Source organism: Sporosarcina sp. USHLN248, assembly GCF_037144575.1.
GTDB classification, from domain to species: Bacteria; Bacillota; Bacilli; order Bacillales_A; family Planococcaceae; genus Sporosarcina; species Sporosarcina contaminans.
On the sequence record NZ_JBBCZC010000021.1, the window covers coordinates 37,235 to 54,805 of the forward strand.

General features: G+C 39.8%; 16 protein-coding genes. 9 read left to right on the forward strand and 7 right to left on the reverse strand.

The annotated features are described in order from the left end of the window. Genes qoxC through qoxA form a run of 3 tightly spaced genes read right to left on the reverse strand, consistent with a single transcriptional unit; the run spans position 1 to position 3,476 of the window. Positions 1-597 carry a cytochrome aa3 quinol oxidase subunit III gene (gene qoxC / locus WFH04_RS10250; RefSeq protein WP_336823947.1) on the reverse strand — a complete coding sequence of 199 codons (597 nt, stop codon included), beginning with the start codon at positions 595-597 and terminating at the stop codon, positions 1-3. Next, on the reverse strand, positions 594-2,537 hold the full coding sequence (gene qoxB, locus WFH04_RS10255) for a cytochrome aa3 quinol oxidase subunit I (protein WP_336823948.1): 1,944 nt from the start codon (positions 2,535-2,537) through the stop codon (positions 594-596). Before qoxB ends, qoxC begins: the two co-directional genes overlap by 4 nt. A 27-nt stretch (positions 2,538-2,564) precedes the next feature. After that, positions 2,565-3,476 carry a cytochrome aa3 quinol oxidase subunit II gene (qoxA, locus tag WFH04_RS10260; protein WP_336823949.1) on the reverse strand — a complete coding sequence of 304 codons (912 nt, stop codon included), beginning with the start codon at positions 3,474-3,476 and terminating at the stop codon, positions 2,565-2,567. Between the two features lie 419 nt (positions 3,477-3,895). Between qoxA and WFH04_RS10265 the strand changes: the two genes are divergently transcribed. The 5 genes from WFH04_RS10265 (at position 3,896) to WFH04_RS10285 (ending at position 8,644) form a co-directional block, all read left to right on the forward strand. After that, positions 3,896-4,321 carry an acyl-CoA thioesterase gene (locus WFH04_RS10265; RefSeq protein ID WP_336823950.1) on the forward strand — a complete coding sequence of 142 codons (426 nt, stop codon included), beginning with the start codon at positions 3,896-3,898 and terminating at the stop codon, positions 4,319-4,321. Continuing rightward, complete coding sequence (locus tag WFH04_RS10270) at positions 4,321-4,638, forward strand: hypothetical protein (RefSeq protein WP_336823951.1); 318 nt, start codon at positions 4,321-4,323, stop codon at positions 4,636-4,638. The genes WFH04_RS10265 and WFH04_RS10270 overlap by 1 nt, the downstream gene beginning before the upstream one ends. Before the next feature lie 105 nt (positions 4,639-4,743). Next, a complete protein-coding gene (locus WFH04_RS10275) occupies positions 4,744-5,955 on the forward strand; it encodes an ATP-grasp domain-containing protein (RefSeq protein WP_336823952.1) in 1,212 nt (403 codons plus the stop codon). Positions 5,956-5,971: 16 nt separating this feature from the next. Beyond that, positions 5,972-6,379, forward strand: a complete 408-nt coding sequence (locus WFH04_RS10280) for a CotY/CotZ family spore coat protein (RefSeq protein WP_336823953.1) — start codon at positions 5,972-5,974, stop codon at positions 6,377-6,379. A gap of 102 nt (positions 6,380-6,481) precedes the next feature. Continuing rightward, the gene (locus WFH04_RS10285; protein WP_336823954.1) at positions 6,482-8,644 is read left to right on the forward strand and encodes a YheC/YheD family protein; all 2,163 of its coding nucleotides are present in this window, start codon (positions 6,482-6,484) and stop codon (positions 8,642-8,644) included. A gap of 101 nt (positions 8,645-8,745) precedes the next feature. On the opposite strand, the gene WFH04_RS10290 is transcribed toward WFH04_RS10285, so the two are convergent. Beyond that, the gene (locus WFH04_RS10290) at positions 8,746-9,993 is read right to left on the reverse strand and encodes an ATP-grasp domain-containing protein (RefSeq protein WP_336823955.1); all 1,248 of its coding nucleotides are present in this window, start codon (positions 9,991-9,993) and stop codon (positions 8,746-8,748) included. A gap of 170 nt (positions 9,994-10,163) precedes the next feature. Between WFH04_RS10290 and WFH04_RS10295 the strand changes: the two genes are divergently transcribed. The 4 genes from WFH04_RS10295 (at position 10,164) to WFH04_RS10310 (ending at position 14,867) form a co-directional block, all read left to right on the forward strand. Next, positions 10,164-11,540 carry a Mur ligase family protein gene (locus WFH04_RS10295; protein ID WP_336823956.1) on the forward strand — a complete coding sequence of 459 codons (1,377 nt, stop codon included), beginning with the start codon at positions 10,164-10,166 and terminating at the stop codon, positions 11,538-11,540. A gap of 130 nt (positions 11,541-11,670) precedes the next feature. Then, positions 11,671-12,108, forward strand: coding sequence for a hypothetical protein (locus WFH04_RS10300; RefSeq protein ID WP_336823957.1), 438 nt, complete (start codon positions 11,671-11,673; stop codon positions 12,106-12,108). Between the two features lie 37 nt (positions 12,109-12,145). Next, on the forward strand, positions 12,146-13,492 hold the full coding sequence (locus WFH04_RS10305; RefSeq protein WP_336823958.1) for a YheC/YheD family protein: 1,347 nt from the start codon (positions 12,146-12,148) through the stop codon (positions 13,490-13,492). Next, positions 13,470-14,867 (forward strand): UDP-N-acetylmuramoyl-tripeptide--D-alanyl-D-alanine ligase, encoded by a 1,398-nt coding sequence (locus WFH04_RS10310; protein ID WP_336823959.1) that lies wholly within the window; start codon positions 13,470-13,472, stop codon positions 14,865-14,867. Before WFH04_RS10305 ends, WFH04_RS10310 begins: the two co-directional genes overlap by 23 nt. A 409-nt stretch (positions 14,868-15,276) precedes the next feature. Here WFH04_RS10310 and WFH04_RS10315 read toward each other — a convergent pair whose 3' ends face one another. From WFH04_RS10315 to plsY, 3 genes are all read right to left on the reverse strand, one after another. Further along, positions 15,277-16,206: a C40 family peptidase gene (locus tag WFH04_RS10315; RefSeq protein ID WP_336823960.1), complete on the reverse strand. Its 930-nt coding sequence runs from the start codon at positions 16,204-16,206 to the stop codon at positions 15,277-15,279. 218 nt (positions 16,207-16,424) lie between these two features. After that, positions 16,425-16,718 carry a HesB/YadR/YfhF family protein gene (locus WFH04_RS10320; protein ID WP_336823961.1) on the reverse strand — a complete coding sequence of 98 codons (294 nt, stop codon included), beginning with the start codon at positions 16,716-16,718 and terminating at the stop codon, positions 16,425-16,427. A 33-nt stretch (positions 16,719-16,751) separates the two neighbouring features. Beyond that, positions 16,752-17,354: a glycerol-3-phosphate 1-O-acyltransferase PlsY gene (gene plsY / locus WFH04_RS10325; protein WP_336823962.1), complete on the reverse strand. Its 603-nt coding sequence runs from the start codon at positions 17,352-17,354 to the stop codon at positions 16,752-16,754. Between the last annotated feature and the right edge of the window lie 217 nt (positions 17,355-17,571).

Below are 17,571 nucleotides of genomic sequence, written 5' to 3' on the forward strand. Positions count from 1 at the left end.
TTACATCATTCCTTTCAAGTAGACGAAGCTGAAAATGAAAATCCAGACAACGTCCAAGAAGTGCCAGTACAAGGAAAAGATGAATGATTTATTTGCAGTTTCAGGAGTAAACCCGCGTTTTTTCACCTGATACAAAATCGCGCCGCCCCAAAGCAAACCGAAAGTGACATGGGCTCCGTGTGTACCTAATAATGTAAAGAGGCTTGAAAGGAATGCACTCGTCTGCATTGTTGCTCCTTCATGAACGTACGTCACAAATTCTGTAATTTCTACTCCTAAGAAAACTGCTCCTAAGAGAAGGGTAATGCCGAAAAAGGATATCATCGCTTTTTTTGAACCGATCCGCATTGCATGGATGCCGAGACCAATCGTGAAACTGCTCGTAAGTAGTACAACCGTCTCTATCATCACTGGCGTCAATTCAAAAATATGGCTGCCAGCGGGACCATTTCCCGTCCGATTCACAAGAGTGAAATAGACGGCGAATAATGTGGAAAACAATACGATCTCCGCTCCTAAGAAAATCCAGAAGCCTAATACCTTCAGACGGTTTTCCTCGGTACTATATTCAAGTGGCATAGAATGATCTACTTTCATGATTGTTCACCTCGCAATGCTTTTTCGGTCCGTTCGATTTCTTCGACAGAAATGTGGTGACCATGATCCTGCTCAAAAGTGCGATAGGCCATTGTACCGAGAATGGCAGCACCTGCAATAATAGCAGGAACCCACCAGCTAAATACCATGAAGAATCCAAACAAGAAAAATGCAACGCCCATAATAAACGGTTGACCGTTGTTATTCGGCATATGAATCGGCTCGTAATCGCCTTCCGTCAATGACGTATTTTCCTTTTTAGACCACCAAAAAGCATCTAATTTGTTTACGACAGGTGTTTTCGCAAAGTTATATTCCGGAACAGGGCTTGGTGTACTCCACTCAAGTGAACGTCCATCCCACGGATCGCCTGTCGTATCGCGTGGTGCATAGCGAGTGCTCCAGTAAATATTGTAAACTAATAAAATAAACCCGATAGTGAGTCCGACCGCGCCAACCATAGAGAGCATGTTGAGTGGACCGTATCCAGTGCTTGCAGAATATGTGTACATTCTGCGCGTCATGCCGTTCAATCCAAGAATGAAGAGCGGGAAGAACGTTACGTTGAATGAAATGGCAATGAACCAGAACGCCCATTTCCCTAATTTTTCATTCAATCTAAAACCGAACACTTTCGGGAACCAGTAATGATAGCCCGCGATAACCGCAAACACCGTTCCTGGAATCAATACATAATGGAAGTGAGCGACTAAGAACATCGTGTTGTGGTACTGGTAGTCGGCACTTGCCATCGCCAACATAACCCCGGTAACTCCGCCAATTGTAAAGATCGGAATAAACGCTAATGCGTATAGCATTGGGGTAGAGAAGCTGATTTTACCTCGCCGCAACGTGAAGAGCCAGTTGAATATCTTCACACCGGTCGGCACCGCAATTGCCATTGTCGTTATCGAGAAAACGCTGTTGACCATGACCCCATGGCCCATTGTATAGAAATGATGGACCCATACAAGGAATGACAGCATGGAAATGGCAACCATACTGATGACCATCGATTTGTAACCGTACAAGTTTTTACGTGCGAAGGTCGCAATAATTTCACTGTAAATACCGAATGCTGGCAAAATAACGATATACACTTCCGGATGGCCCCATACCCAGAACAAGTTTGCCCAAAGCATATCCATCCCGCCATTTTGCATCGCGAAGAACTGCGTACCAAATTGACGGTCCAACATCATCAATGCAAGCGCAACTGTCAAAACAGGGAACGCAAAAATGATGATGATGCTTGTGATCAAAATGGACCAAGTAAACATCGGCATTTTCATTAGCGTCATCCCTGGAGCACGCATTTTTAGGATCGTCACAAGGAAGTTGATCCCCGTCATTAACGTACCGATCCCTGCAATTTGAAGCGCCAGAGAATAGTAGTTATTCCCAACTGTTGGGCTGAAATCCGTACTTGCGAGTGGGAAGTAAGCTGTCCATCCAGCATCAGGCGAACCGCCGATAACGAAGGACAAATTGAGCAGCATCGCTCCGAAAAAGAAGAGCCAGAAGCTCACTGCATTCAAACGAGGGAATGCGACATCGCGCGCTCCAATTTGAAGTGGAATGACAACGTTCATCAATCCGATGATGAAAGGCATTGCCATGAATAAAATCATAATAATTCCGTGCGTCGTAAAGATTTCATTGTAATGTTGTCCATCAAGCAGTCCATTTTCAGGCACAGCTGTTTGTGCACGCATTAAGAGGGCATCTGCTCCTCCACGGAACAACATTAGAAGTGCTGCAATTATATACATAACACCGATTTTTTTATGGTCTACTGTCGTTAACCATTCACGCCATAAATAGCCCCATTTTTTAAAATAGGTAAGACCAGCAACGATGGCGACAGAAACGACAACAATCATAACCATAGCCGCATAGATCATCGGCTCGCCCGTGACGAAAAATTCATCCCATTTCATAGATGTTGTCTCCTTTCGAGTAATGGGTTATTTATGCTCTTCTTCATGCATGTTGTGGGAAGAAGATTCATCTGTCATTTCTTTGTGACTTCCGTGATGATGGCCAGCATTTTCGCCTTCAGGTGCTGGTCTGAATGTCAAGTGTGTAGAAGAATACGTTTTACGTCCTAACACACTTGGTTCGAGTAGTTGATCGAACTCTTCTTCAGTTAGAGCAGGAGCAGTATCTTTTACATCTTGAACCCATTCATCATAATCTTTTGCAGTCATTACTTGCGCTTCAAATTCCATATGTGCAAAGTCTTTACCGCTGAAGTTCGAGTTTTTGCCAACAAAGGATCCTGTCGTATCAGCTGCCAAATGGATTGTGTTCACCATATCGCTCATCGCATATTTTTGGCCAGCCAATTGAGGAATCCAGAAACTTGTAATTGGTCCATAGGAATAGAGCCGGAATTCAATCGGCCGGTCTACTGGCATATTTACATAGTTAACCGTTTCAATGCCTTCTTCAGGATAGCTGAAATGCCATTTAAAGTTGGAAGAAGATGCATAGATTACGAGCGGATCTTCATTTGCATAAGCCTCTGGCACACTTTCTACATCCATTGTTGATCGAACAGTAACGACCGATAAGATAATGACAATGATGATTGGGATAGCTGTCCACGTAATTTCTAGCCATTTACTACCTTCTTCATGTGGCGGTTCATAGTCATCACCAGTTTTGGAGGCTCGATATTTAACGAGCATGAAAGTATACAATACATACACGACAAAAAGGATTCCGGCCATCGTAATGATGGAAAAAAGAATTGTATCTGACAATGTTTTCGCTTGTGGCCCTTTCGGATCAAAAATGAGCAACGAATTTTCACAACCAGATAAAAGTAAAGAAAGCGTTAAGAAAAGTGAAACCAATAACCATTTCGCCTTCACGGGTTACCCCCTCTTTCATATAGGATGAAGTAAATCTATCACTTTAAATTATTTCGAAATAATATAACCCAATATTTAAATGACATTTAAAGTAAATAAATTCCCTCGTGCAACATATAATATTCCTTTCTGATTTTGAAAACAATAGTTATGAACCGTTGTCACAAAAGGTTCTTAAATTACTTTTATATATTTGAAGTACATGTAACCCATGGATTTTTAAACAAATTATGGTATTTTTATTTTGTGAAGTTAGTGTGAAATATTATTTAACAAAAAGTGAAATAGGAACAAAATGCTAGAACTCACTTCATGATTGATACGAACGAACAACAAATAGTTGTTTTCTTTTCGTTACAAGTTGCATGAACAGCAATGTACCGATCTATTTTGTATAATGGAACGTAGAGGTGATTACAGTGTTTGTTAGTGAAAAAGAAGTGGAAATTCGCTACGCGGAAACAGATCAAATGGGTGTCGTCTACCATGCGAATTACTTAATATGGATGGAAATTGGTAGGACGAGTTTAATTAAAGATTTAGGTTTTACATATGCCGGATTGGAAGCTGAAGGCTATTTGTCACCTGTCATTGACTTGTCAATCCAATATAAAGCCGCAATGACTTATGGCCAAACTGCAAAGGTGCGTACATGGATAGAAACACACGGCAAATTGCGCACTGTTTACGGCTATGAAATATTGCATGAAGATGGAACAGTTGCAGCAACTGCGACATCGGAACATGTACTTGTTAAGAAAGACAGCTTCCGTCCAGTGTCTTTGAAAAAAATCGATCCGATATGGGATGCAAAATATATGGAAATAAGAAGGGTGCAGGACTGATGGCATTCGGCATTGACCGGACTGAATTACGTGCTTGGCAAAAGGCTGTCCGCTCGGGAGAGGTCGCTTTTCTAACCCATTATTGGTTGGATGAACGATTTCCTGAATGCAGAACAGTTACGAAAGCAGGCTGTGCTGATCTTGCAAAATTAGTTGAATGGGGAAAGCAGTATGGTTTGAAGCCTGAATGGATCGATATGCGTCCAGATTATCCTCATTTTGATTTATTTGGTAAATATGAGCACGATATCTTATTTAATGAAGGGTTGATTGACCAGTTAAAACGGTTCAACCTAATACAAAAACACGAAGCGTGAAAAGGCTTCGTGTTTTTATATTGCAACTCCTCCGATTGCCTATGCAATTAGGCGTTTAAAGCATATGAATAAAATAAGGATCGGTAATAGAGCGGATGTGAAATTGTGGACGCAATTCTATTCATAGAGACCCCGCAATATGGATCGGCAAGTGAAGCGTTCAAAGCTGCCTATGAAATGGGGCTACAATCGATTGCAATTACAAAACGCAACTATTTATTTCATAATACTGATTTGCTTTCATTCATTCATCGAGTCATTTTTATGGAAGAGATAGATGAAGATTCAATTAAAAAAGAAATAAGCGAGCTCCTAAGTTCTGGTTACCATATTAGAGCGATAATAAGTTTTGTAGATCCATACGTTTCTCTTGCAGCTGAGCTGTCAAATGAATATTGCAATAGTTCCATTTCAACTCAAGCTTTGCGCTGTATGGAAAATAAGTTGTTCGTTCGAGAAAAATTAAGAGGGAATCGAGCTACAATCGATTTTGTACAATTAAATGAGGTTCGTGATTTTGAGTCTTTTGTTAACGACCGTTTTCCAAAAGTAATGAAGAGTACCTTATCAAATGGATCAAAAGGAGTTCGTTTTATTGAAAATAAAGCTGAAATAGTGGAAGTATGGCGAAAAATGTTACAAAAATTTCCGAAGCATCCACTCATTCTTGAAGACTACGTTGAAGGTGAACAATATGTCGTTGAATTGATCGTTATACAAAGGAATCCGATTATCGTGTCGGTCATTAAACAAGAAATTGAGAGAAATGTATCATTTATTGTGACTGCATATGATGTCCTTATTGAAATGGATCCATCTTTCTATAAAGAACTACGACAGACCGTTCACTCGATCGTAGAGGACATCGGTTTAACAAACGGCGCATGCCACATGGAACTGCGTTTTTGCTCTGGACAATGGAAATTAATTGAGATGAATCCTCGTATTGCAGGCGGGGCGATGAATAAAATGATTGAATCCGCATTCGGTATTCATTTAGTAAAAGAGACAATTTCCTTATATTTAGGAAATGAACCGGATGTATTGTGGAAATGGGTTCGGCCGGTTCATACGACATTTATTACAGTCCAACATTGTGGAGAATTATTGAAAGTGGAAGGCGTAGAAGAAGCAAAAAAATGTCCATCTGTAATTGATGTCCATGTGAAGCCGGCAGTTGGAACAATTTTAATGCCTGCCGTTTCAATGGGACAGCGTTACGGCTACGTCATGGCAGAAGGAAAAACGGCGGAGGAAGCGAAGGAAAATGCTGATCGGGCTGTTGCTTTGATTAAGTTTTATATTGATCCTATTTGAAAGGTGGAAGGGGAAGATGAAAAATTGCTGTCTATGTGAGGAACTGCACACTTTATTGGAAGAACAAGAGACTTTATCGAAGCTGCACAGTACATTTCAATTTGTATGTGCATTAAAAAAGCTGGACACAATTCCTTTCATGCTGCAAACAGCAGGCGAGCATACTCCCTTTGCCGCCATTTTGAATCGCGGTTCGACACCGTACTTCCGATTGGAAGAATTGATAAGTAATTGTTGTGCTCGTTTACGGCTTCTAAAGCCAATTGATATGATAGGGCAGCAAACTTTACATATGAACGATCTATTCGCGCTACGTAAGACCGATCATTGCATCATTGTTAATATTTGCTGCTTTTGTGCTATCACCCCGCTATCACCTGAACTTCTAATCCGACCATTGCCGATTGTTGAGTCAAAATCATAACGTTTTTACATTCATGCCTATTGATAAACAGTTGTCCTTATCACTTGCCAAGCTTTTTGAATGTATTATAAGGAGTTGGAAAAAGAGAGAAGGAGATACATGATGACAGTTATCGGCATGTTGCATCACCGGAAAGATCCAGTAACAGTCATTAAAGCATACGCTTTTGCTGCTGTAGCTGTTGCTGAAGGCTGCGTATTTTATTATTTTTCCCCGGGCGATGTGAATTTTGTGAACCGGACCATTCGCGGACAAGTGTATGAGAAAGGTGCTTGGAAATCGAAAATCCTGCCTTTTCCAGATGTAATTTATAATGCTGGTAGTCCTGAGAAACTATCGAAATCAAAGGAAACTATAGATAAACTGAAGCAGGAAATCCCATTCACTACCCATTCAATTGGAAATAAATGGAGCGTGAATCGCCGGTTGAAGGAAGCCGGAGAATTTAGCCATTATTTAATTCCAACTGAATCAGTAAAAAATCCGGAACATTTTTTCAAGTTTATTTCTGCATTTGATAAAGTCGTATTCAAACCAATCGACGGCAGAAAAGGAAAAGGCATCTACTTCATAGTCCAGGAAAATGGAAAGTTCATTGTAAAAGCGGAAGGATTAAATCGGACGTATACAAAAAACCAGATGAATGGCTTTATTAAACAAAAATTATCGAATGAAACATTTATCGTTCAGCCATACATTCGATCGGTAACAAATTCTGGCCAAGTGTTCGATTTCCGCTTGCACGTTCAAAAAAATGGTACAGGCAATTGGGTAATCACAACCATTTATCCACGTGTAGCACCGAAAGGATCAATCATTGCCAATATTAACAGCGGAGGATACACGAATTATTTAGACCCGTTTTTGGAGCAGGAATTCGGGGAGGAAGCATTTAATATTCGAAAGAAATTAGAGTTCTTTTCGTTGTCGTTAGCAAACCACTTAGATGAATTGCAAATGGAAAAGTTCGGGGAGACGATCGATGAAATAGGCGTTGACGTTGGGATGGATGAAGAACGTAAATTATGGATATACGAAGTGAATTGGCGTCCGGGCTGCCCCCCAGCTTTTTATTTAGAGTTGGATGTTGTGAAAAACACAATTCTCTACGCAAAGTATATTGCCAAAAACCAACATGCCATCAAAGCTAAAATTGATGAAGTGAAACGAAAACGCGCCAAGCATCATAGGGAAATCCCCGTCATCGCAATAACAGGAAGTGCAGGGAAAACAACAACGAAAGCTTTTTTAGCATCGATCCTTTCGAAAAAATGGAAAGTGTTTGAGTCAAAGGATTATTGGAATACGACAGAGCATACGAAAAAACATGCTGCAGAAATTAATTCATCACATCAAGCTGTCGTATTGGAATATGGAATGGCGTATAAAGGGGTCATTACCGAACATTGCCGCATTATCCAGCCAAATATAAGCATTGTAACAAATGTCGGCTTGGCACATGTCGGAAATTTCGGTGGTGATCCTCGTGGAGTCGCGAAGGCGAAATCAGAGTTGATACACGGGATGGATCAAAACGGGGTTCTATGCCTAAATAATGACAATGCCAATTCAAAGTTTTTAGAGACGGACAAATTTAAAGGCAAAATCATAACGGTCGGTATCCAAAACGAAGCGGACTATATGGCGAGAGATGTTACGTATACAGACAGTGGCATGAGCTTCAAAATGACTTTACAGCACGAGGAAATCGAAATGTTCATCCCAATTTTTGGTGAGCACCACGTTTATAATGCATTGTCCGCAATAGCCATAGCCGATCATTTAGGATTTTCTCCTATTGAAATTAAAACTGGATTGTTATTCAAAAAGCCTCCAAGAAGACTGACCATTTATGAATGCAAAGATCATATTAAGCTGATCGATGATACCGTGCATTCCCATCCAGAGGGTGTGAAGGCAGCGATTGACGTACTTATGAATCTATCTACTCATAGGAAGATTGCGATTATCGGACAAATGAGGGAATTAGGAGACTTGCGGGAACAAGAATATCAAAAAGTCGGATCGTATGTAGCAAAGCAAAAGGTCGATTTGTTAATTACGTATGGTTTCCGAACAGAAGAAATTGGAAATCAAGCGATTAAAGAAGGTATGCATCCAAGTGACGTGTTCCATTTTACCGACCGCGATAAACTGCATGCACTATTACTGAAGATCATTCAAAAAAACGATACAATCCTTATTAAAGGAGCAAGCAAGACGAATATGTTTGAGACAGTTGCTTTTCTTGATCGAGAGCTATGAGTTTTATACCTTAGCTTCATTACGATGCTTCAAAACATTAAAAAGAGGTGAAGAAACGATCCTTCGTTTCTTCACCTTGTTTATATTTCAACTATTTTCACCTAACTATTTTGCAGTAAATGAAAATGGATTTCTTTTGCAGCCTGTTTGGCGGTTTTCTGAGCTGCATTTAATGTTTCTCCTGATGCAATGACGTATGCATAACGATGTCCCATTGAAAGAGGCGGCAATAATAATGTCCCTTTTTTCGGCTTAACATACACTTCTACAACTCCGGGTATCTTCTTCGCTCTTCCTTTCCCGGTCACTTTCTCTAAAATGCCCCTTTCATTAACAATGACGTATTGGGTAAAGATAAACGTTCGATGAGCCGGCACGATCGAAGGCTGTTCACCTAAGTATAATTTCACTGTTTCTTCCGCCAAATCGAAACCGAAAGCCGCTTTTAGCATTTGATTCATCGCACCGCCGGAAATGCGAGGGTTAATTTCAATTAAGCGCCACCCCTTGTTCGTTAAGCGCATTTCAATATGGAAAGCACCATTTTCAATTGCAAAATATTGCATGATCGATGTTAGCACAGACCGAATGCTGTTTTCCAACTCCTTAGGCACTATTGACATGACACCATAACCCGTTATGATAAATCGTTTGCCGAAAGTTATTTCCTGTTGAATAATACCAGCAATCATAAGTTGCTTCTCATAAACGAGAGCCTCTACTAAATATTGCTCACCTTCTATGAATTCTTCAATAATGACAGCTTCCTCCGGCGATTTCTCACGTAACTTCCGAACCTGTTTTTGCAGTTGTACACGATCCGTCACTCGTATGACATCTTTCGAACCAGTTGACGAAGATGATTTAACGATAACAGGAAAGTCGGGAAAATCGTCGCCTAATGACAGCACAAAATCATCGGAATCCCATTCATCTTCCGGATTGATAATGTAAAACGCTGGGCTAGAACTATGTTTTTCCAACAAAGCTCTTGTCCCTGCCTTATTTTCCATCAATGCAGCAGCTTTCGACGAGATCCCGTTTGGGCAAAACATATCGCATAACGCGAGTGCTTTCGATACATTAGGATCTATGAAACTTATAATCGTCATAATTTCATTCCCTTTCGACTGCATCGACCGTATTGCATCTGCCATGGCAGCCATGTCAGAAGTATCTATGAAGATCATTTCATGGACATCTGTATATTCTTTCCGCTGGGCGATCTGTTTTTCTTTATTTGTGAATAAAACCGTAAAATAACCAAGGCGAACAGCTGCTTTAATCGCTTCTCTGCTTGATCCGGATTTATTCGTGCCGATGAAGATTATCGTTTTCAAAAAGTTCACCCCTTCATAATCCAGACAACTCTTTACTATCGTATGAAATTTCGTGTCCACTACTTGGTTATACATCCTATAACCGATATACGTTCGTATAATTTGCTATAGCAGGCGTTTCGTACAAGCTACTAATAAAAATGAACATAAAATAACGTAGGGGAAGGGAGTGAATTGAATTGAAACCTCTATTGACGGGATATATCCGAAAAATCGTAGACGGCGCACTTGTTCAAGGCACTGATATGCTTCCGATTCAACACGGAGCATATCGGTTAAAGCAGATACGCCATCCGAATACATTGCTTTTTCTTAAAAGGAAATTGGTCAAATGGGATAGACTGAAACCTTTTTTTCCAATCGCAATTATTACCGATCGCATATTTGAGGTGCGTGAATATGAAAACGACTTGACGATCATCCATGTGAAAAACTTCGATAAAGCATATTGGAACTTCATTAACGATTACCGTAGTCAAATCAACATTCCAATTGTTGCTGTTACAGGCACTTCCGGCAAAACGACAACAAAAGAGATGATCCGGCATTTACTGTCCGAGCGTATGACAATCGCTCATACAGCGAGCACGAACAATTCAAGAACAGCACATTTGCATTATTTGCTTAGCATTGATGAACAGACAGACGCAGCAGTGTTTGAAACAGCAGTCGGGGCACCAGGGGACTTGACGAATGCAGCAGCTTATTTAAAGCCGAACATCGGGATTATTACAAATATCGGAGAACATCACTTAAATTATTGTAAGACAATTGAAGGTTATATCGCTGCAAAAGGGGAAATCATGAAAGCCCTTGAACCTAATGGAGTGCTAATCGTGAACGCGGATGACGAACGAACACAAACATTGGATTTAATAAATTTCAAAGGCAAGCTCATTACGATAGGCATTGATGCTAACTGTACGTTCAGAGCAAGTCAAGTTTACTACGGGGTAAAAGGAATGTATTTTACTTTGCATCATAAAGATATTACGGAATGTATGTTCGTTCCAGGGCTTGGGGTCCACCAAGTGTACAATGCTCTTTGTGCGATAGCCGCCGCCCATGAAATCGGGATGCCTCTTGAGCAAATATCGGAGCGATTGAAAAGCTTTGAAACCTTAAATAAACAACTACAAATCATTGACGGCATAAACGGTTCAACCATTATAGACGATACGTGGAGTTTAACGACAACATCCCTTAAAGCCGCTATGCATGTTTTACAAGCTGTCGGACATAAAAAAAGAAAAGTCGCTGTAATCGGAACAGTGACCGATTTAGGGTCATGGGGATATATTATCCATGAGCTTGCAGGCGACATTATTGATGAAGTTGGTACAGATGTGTTAATTACAATTGGCAAGCATGCTCGTATAATGGCAGACCGTGTAAAAGAGATAGGAAAAATAAAAGAGGTCTACGCTTTTAATAGTGAGTTATTAGCAATCGATTTATTGAAAAGGATTGTTGATGATCAGACGATCGTCCTTGTGAAAGGTGACATGTACAGCAAAGCATTGAAAGAAGTGGCTGTACAATTGCGGAAAAAATGAAGAGCAGGCTGGGAAAGTGGTTTAAATAGGGCAGTTACCAAGTCAACAACCATCCACGAAGAATACCGTAAATAGTGAGATCAGGTTGGTAAAATACTAAAGAATCCTTTAATGAAAGGAAGGGATAGAAATGGGTAATCAATGTCCATGCGGGGTTATCGTAAATGCTAGTGCAGCAAATAAGCATGTCCGATTTTTAGGGCATCGCGGAACAGTAAAAGGCGACCTGACCTATCAGGCAAATGTATGTGTCGATCGGCTGCAATCCTCAACTTTATCGCTCAAATTCATCGATAAAGATTGCGATGGACGCGACCTCAGTTTTCAATTCATTGCGGATACGATTCTTGAAGTCGATTGTGTCAATGAAGGGAATTGCTGTCTCATCGGCATTATCGGTTCAGGCACTGTAAATGGAGCAAGACATGATTTCGCTGCGATTTTCATGGATCAAGCACCTCCTGAAACAACAGATCGCGTAAAGCTATTCGTCATCGATCAATTTTTTGACCAAAACGGCATCGTTTCCGTTCCACAAGGGACCATCATGAATCAAGGCTGCTCATAATTTTGATCATACGATTTAGGAACAAGGGGGTGAGGAAGTGAAGGGAATCCGAGGGAGATACGGACAAAATGCAATCTTGCAAAAAGAACCTTTCATCCGCGGTCATCTGTTAGAAATGCAATTGTTTAAGGAAGAGTCTTTTTATGATTTTTTCAGGAGATATGATCGTTTCATGATCAAACCGATTTTTGGTCCAGAAGAGATCGTAATTACTAAAATCGAGTGGGGAATATATGTTGAAACTTTGCAATTCCAGAAACAATTTGTGACAGTACAAGAAGCTTATCAGTATTTAATAGATAAAATGTTGCCGAAGAAGTTTTATATTTTGCAAGAAATACCTGCACTCTCAACGAAACCGTTTCGCAGCTTATTTACCTATCATCGGAAATCTGCTGTTGATTCTTGGAAGTTTGTTCAAAAAACAGCTGTTGATCATTCTTATTCTAAATCACTATTTAGTCTATTTCAGTTGCGAAAGCTCCATAGTCTTCTCTATTATACAGCAAATGCTATTGGCAAATCTTTTCCTAATTGCCAAACCGTTGTTATAGATATTGTGCAAGACCGGTATGGCACGTTCTTTTTATATGACATCTCGCTACATGAAAGAAATAGTAAATGGAACCAATCGATTACATTATTGAAAAAGAGATCGATACGTCCGTTTATACCCGCAACAGATCTTTGCACCCCCTTTACACTTTTCAAATTCCTCAAAAACTATAACCAAATTATCCTTAAACCGATCGTCGGCCAACAAGGTAAAGGACTGTTGCTCGTTACGAAGAAAAATAACAGGACATTCGAATTGCGAATGCTGGATGAAACAATTGACGGATTAAATCTCGATCAATTGCTTACGTATCTGAACAATCATCATTTGTCACAAATGGAATACTTAGTCCAACAAGGAATTCCTCTTGTGACGATTGACGATTGCCCCTTTGACCTAAGAGTGATTACGCAGTTGGATCATCGGGATTGGGTAACATCCGGCATGCTTTGCAGAGTTGCGGTTGCAAATTATTTCATTACAAACCGGGCTCAAAAATTATTATCGTTGGAACAAGCTTTCAATGATGCAGGAATTCAAGCTGACATGCAAAGATGCACGGATATAATTGAAAATCTTTGCAATTATGTAGCACAGGAGCTTGCTTCGGAACAAAATGGATTAACGATTATCGGTTTTGATATTGGGATTGATCGTGACGGATATTTATGGGTAATCGAAGGGAATTATGCACCTTCTTTGTCCATGTTTTTCGGGTTCGAAAACAACGACATCCATAATAGGATTAAGCAGTTGATTCGACAAAATAAGAAAAACCGGATTTCGGCGAAAGGGGGGAACCGCAATGAAATCGATTGTGGTAAGTGAAATCCGAAAATTATTAGGAGGCCAAATCATTATCGGAAAAGAGGACTGGGAAGTACAGGATGCCATTTACTATAAAAGGCATGACCATAAAAGACGGAACTCTTTACTGTTTGTAAACCGAACAGACCCGATCGATTGGAAAGCAATTGATCAGAAAGGGCCTTCACTAGTCGTTACAGATAAAAAAGAGATTGATTTACCTCGATTAAATAAGACGACTGTGCTCCAAGTCCAAAGTCTCGTGCAATCGTATTGGAAGTTTATAACGTATTATCGAAATTTATTTGATATTCCTGTTGTAACGATAACGGGCACTTGCGGTAAAACGACAACTAAAGATATGATTCATCATATACTTTCGGAAGACCGGGTTGTTCATGCGTCTGTAAGCAGCCAAAACGAGCCGAGGCGGTCCTTTCCATATTTAATGGGCATTGATGAGCAGACTGAGGCAGCTATATTTGAGCATGGCCTTGGCAACTCTGGTAATATTGCCCACCAATGTATGATTTATCAGCCGACGATTGGCATTATAACGAATATCGGCGTACATCATTTAGATGGTTGTGTAGATATTGAAGGGTATCGGAAAGCGAAATCGGAAATTATTGATGGTGTTCGGAAAGGCGGAACGTTGATTTTGAATAGCAATGACGAAAATATTCAAAAGTTGAACAAACGCCATTTCGAAGGAAAAATCGTTTATTTTGGAACCGATCGGGATTCGGATTTCCGGGCTGCCAATATCCGGTATGCAGAAGGCGGCATGGCCTTTACAATGTACCATCAAAAAAAGGGTTATCGTGTGTTTATTCCTGGTTATGGAGAACACCAAGTGCTTAACGCATTATCCGCACTTGCAGCAGTAAATGAGATGGGTATCAATCTGCATAAAGCGATTCGACGCCTGCAATCGTACAAAAACATGGGACGCCATTTAGAGTTTTCAAAAGGGGTAGGCGGCTGCACAGTCATTGACGACACATGGACGAACAACCCGACATCGATTGAAGCGGCACTGAGAGTCCTTGATGCTATCGGAAAAAACAAAAAGGTAATACTTATTTTAGGCGACATTAATCGGTTAGGAAATTTCGAACAAAAATATCACCAAGAAATCGGCAGTAAAATTGCCCAAAGAAACATCCATGCATTATTAACGATTGGCAAAAAAGCTCGTCAAATCGCGAAGCAAGCAAGTGCCGATGGCAGCAATGCAATTATTCGCATATATCAAGATGTAAACGGGGTAGAGGAGTTTTTATATCCTCAATTGGATGAGAAGACAATCGTGCTAATTAAGGGGCCAATGTCAAGCAGATCACTTATCGAGTTTGCCGAACGTTTAAAAAATGGCACTTTGGCGAGGGAATAAAGAAATATAAGAGAAGAATGGCTCATTATACATGAAAAAACTAAATTGGAACAATGCAATAGTACATGAGGAGAACTTATTATTAACCTAAATTTAGGGACACAATTCGCATAGGAAACGTGTCCCTAAATTAATTGTTGTTATCATTGTCCTTCTTTATATAAATACAATTGGCTAAATGTTGCGCTTATATTTTGTAAGAGTACCCTGTTTGTGTCACAAGGATTGCACTGTAAGCTGTAAAAATATCTTCGCAAATCAATGCCATGTTCTTATAGATAAAGTAAGTGAAGTCTGCCGATGTAAATGTTATGTTCGTTAGCATAGCTGAGTTTCACTTTATTTTCCAATACGTTTGCTCAGCTGAAGAATAGCACAAGCTGATAGTTCATTTATTGCCAGTCAATGATTAGTTGAACACACGCTTCGCTGTAATGAAATGCTCTTTGTAATAATCGACAAGCATGACACGAGTTATGACGCCCCCTGAATTCGGTAATATAATTCGCTGTTCACCTGCATAAATTCCAACCATTGATGGATTCTTTGATCCTTTTACACTATTAAAGAATATAAGGTCACCTTTCTTCAAATTGGAACGGGAAACTGTTGTACCTTTGCTTTGTAAGTCTTTCAAACTTGTCGCGTTAAGATTGACACCGTTGTTTTTATAAACATAGTTGACAAATCCTATGCTTGTAAACCTTTTTGCACTCACATTATTCGTTTTTCCGATGATCGCACTGTCTTTTAACTTATAAGACGATTCGACAATTTTATCACCTTTCGTTGCGGGAGTGGAAGACATCAAGCTTGGCAAAACTCTTCTTGCAGTCATATAATTCTCTTTGTAATATGGCTTGCTATTCATATCCGATATGACGATATTCTGTTTTGAATCAGCCATATGGATCACTTTATTGTTACCGATATACATAGCTACATGATCGGGATCCGTTCCAGTTTTTTTACTTTTGAAAAATACTAGATCTCCTTTTTGGAGCTGACTTTTCGCTACGTATTTCCCTTGCTTTAACATATAATCTTCGTTATATGTTGCAAGATCTACTCCACCTTTTTCAAAAACATACATAAGAAATGTTGCACAAGAAAATTTGTATGGATAAGTAGGTTTATACTCTGCTGTGCTATACGTAGATTTCCCAATCAAACTTTTTGCGATGCGAATTAATTCATCTGCTTTGGCATTTACAGTTTGGCTGTTCGATTGTGTAGCAGTAGCTGCTGAGACGCTATGTACAGGACCAATGGCAGGTATAGCAATTGAGCTGAGGCTGACACAAGTAATAAGTGCTGCTGATAAAAATTTTCTTTTCATAAATAACTCCTCCAAAAGATCATCTTATTGATTTAGCGACTGACTCGCTACTACGCATAAGGTATCATAGAAAACAACACTTTCAGTCGGAAGTATTTTCCTCTCTATTTTAGGATCAATAAGAATGATGGAATGGTGGGGGCTCGGATGCTTTCTTTACATTTATATTACAGGCATAAAAGAGGAAAATATTACAAAAGCGTAACGGATAATAACCGTTACGCTTTTTCGTAAGTATAGATCAATTCATTTAATTGTTGGTCTATGTCAACATGTAAATCATGATCATCGAAAAACCAAAAGTCTCGATTTTCAACGTAAAAATGAATGCCTTCCATTTCTGTTTCCACAGCAATTTCATCCGGGTTCTCTTTCGTAATTCCGAGTGAAAATCCATCATGTAAGGGGCTTGAACCTCCATACCGGGCAAAGAATTTAATATAGTCTCCTTGCTCTGCTTCCATTTCTTCATGGAACCATTTCATTGCATCATCCGAAATAACGATTTTCATACAATCCCGCCTTTCTGTGATCCCTCTATTGTATTACATCCATTTCACTTTTGGCTCAGTTCCTGCTTTAATACGTGCAATATTGGCTCGATGCCTATAAAAAATAAAAATGGCCATGAATCCAACGATGATCATAAGATAGATATCACCGCTAATAACGAAATAAATAATACTATAAATAAAACCGACTACAGCTACGATCATTGAGGATAAAGAAACCATCTTAGTAAACTTCAGTGCTATCAAGAATACAAGTAGCACAACGATAAAAATTGGCCAATTATATCCTAATAAAACACCGCCTGAAGTCGCAACAGCTTTCCCTCCTTTAAAGTTCGCAAATAGAGGAAACATATGGCCGATTACGGCGAGCGCTCCTAACAAAAGTGGGTGAATCGTACCTGCAGCGAATAGTGGCAAAAGCGGTAAAAGGACCGCTGCCGTTCCTTTTAGAATATCAAGCAAAGTTACAACGATACCAGCTGTTTTACCTAAAACGCGGAACGTATTCGTAGCACCTAAGTTCCCACTGCCATGCTGGCGTACATCAGTTTTGTAAAAAATCTTTCCAACCCAAAGTGCAGAAGGGATGGAGCCAAGCAAATAGGCACATATAATAAGAATGATATTTTCCATGATGTTCCCCTTTACTATCATTATTAAGCAAATATTCTTCTCTCATACTGTGTGAGAGGAGTGTGGGCTACTGTTCTTAAGAGCTGTTCATTAACGCCTACTCTTTAAGAATGGTAAGCAAATTACGACTGTCAATGCAAACTTGCTTGGCCAATCGTATGTTGGATTTAGCCTACAAAATCACGAAATTTCGAAGTAGTAAACCGATCAAACCTGT